The 1,485-nt window shown below is 73.7% G+C and carries 1 protein-coding gene; it reads right to left on the minus strand.

The window, feature by feature from the left end; translation table 11 throughout:
* Window positions 1–658 precede the first annotated feature (658 nt).
* Complete coding sequence (locus ACIQOV_RS41120) at window positions 659–1,318, minus strand: response regulator transcription factor (RefSeq protein ID WP_359900504.1); 660 nt, start codon at window positions 1,316–1,318, stop codon at window positions 659–661.
* Window positions 1,319–1,485: the final 167 nt, after the last annotated feature.

The following is a 1,485-nucleotide window of genomic DNA, read 5'->3' on the forward strand; positions in this document are numbered from 1 at the left end:
CCCGGTCCGCCCGGAGCCCCCGTGGACGGTGGCCTCCCGGCAGCGGGCGCAATGGCCGGACCGCCGCAGGGAAGCCGAGATGTGAGCCTAGAAGAACCGTTCGGTTTCCTGCGAGGTGGCCCTGCTCCCAGCGTGCCGGTACCGGGCCCCGCTTCGGAGGCCGCCCGTCCACGATCGGCGCGGGCGCTCGGCGCGCGGGCCTGGATCGGCGCGCGGACGCGGTCGCCGGATCGCGCCCATCTCCACCATGGACCCGCCGCCCGAGTTCGGCAGCGCAAACGGCCAAGGCACGGCAATTCCACGCCGGATGGGTGACAGCGGCTCAGCATGCGATACGAACCGGGAGCACGCGGCGGCTCAGGGAAGCCCGCTGCCCCGCCCACCCCGACTCCGGGGGAACGTCCGGGGAACACCCGCGTGAACACCGGCCGGTGCCGTGCCCCGGTGTGCCCCTCCGAGCCTCGACGTGCCTCGGTTGCCCGCCCGGACACGACAGGGCGGCACCCCTGCACGGCGGGAGGGCGCCGGGGTGGGCGGAGAGCTCCGGGTACGGCGGGAGCAGGCCCGGCACGGACGTGCACGAATGTGTGCGAGCGTGCGCGACCGACCGGAACCCCGGTGCGCGGTCCCGGCCGCAGTCGCTCCCCGCCGTTCGTCCTCAGCCACCGTCGCCCACCAGCCCGGCGTCGCGTGCGAGCAGCGCCGCCTGGACCCGGTTGCCGACACCGAGCCCGGTCAGGATCCGGCTGACATGCGCCTTGACGGTGCTCTCGCGCATTCCGAGCACGCCCGCGATCTCGGCATTGGAGAGGCCGTCGGCGAGTTCGCGCAGCACGTCGGTCTCCCGCGGGGTGAGTCCGGCGACCCGGTGACGGGCGGCCACCGACCGGGGTGCCCCGACCCGGTGGTAGCGGTCGATCAGCCGCCGCGCGGCCGCCGGGTGCAGCATCCCCTGACCGCCCGCGACGACGTGGACGGCCCGGGCGATCTCCGCGGGCGGGGTGTCCTTGAGCAGGAAGCCGTCCGCCCCGGCCGCGAGTGCCTGGTACACGTACTCGTCCAGATCGAAGGTGGTGAGGGCGATGACCCGCGGGCCGTCCGGGAGTTCGCGCAGCCGCCGAGTGGCGGCGATCCCGTCGAGCCGGGGCATCCGGATGTCCATCAGCGCGACGTCGATCCGCCGGCTTCCGGCGATTTCGACGGCTTGCAGCCCGTCGGCGGCCTCGGCGACCACGGTGAGTGCCGGGTCCTGGGCCAGGAGGTCGACCAGGCCGAGGCGAACCAGCGCGTCGTCGTCGACCACCATTGTTCGGATCATGCGGCACCCTTCGGCTGCTGCTTCGGTTCCTGCTCCGGTTCCATCGAACGCTCCGGTTCCATCGGCTGCTCCGGTCCCGTCGATCGCTCCGGTCCCGTGGATCGCTCCGGGTGGTGCGCCCCTTGCACCCGTTCCTGCGACTGCCGTGCCCCTCGTATTCCTTGCCC

Source organism: Kitasatospora sp. NPDC091257 (assembly GCF_044757675.1).
Lineage (GTDB): Bacteria > Actinomycetota > Actinomycetes > Streptomycetales > Streptomycetaceae > Kitasatospora > Kitasatospora lactacystinica.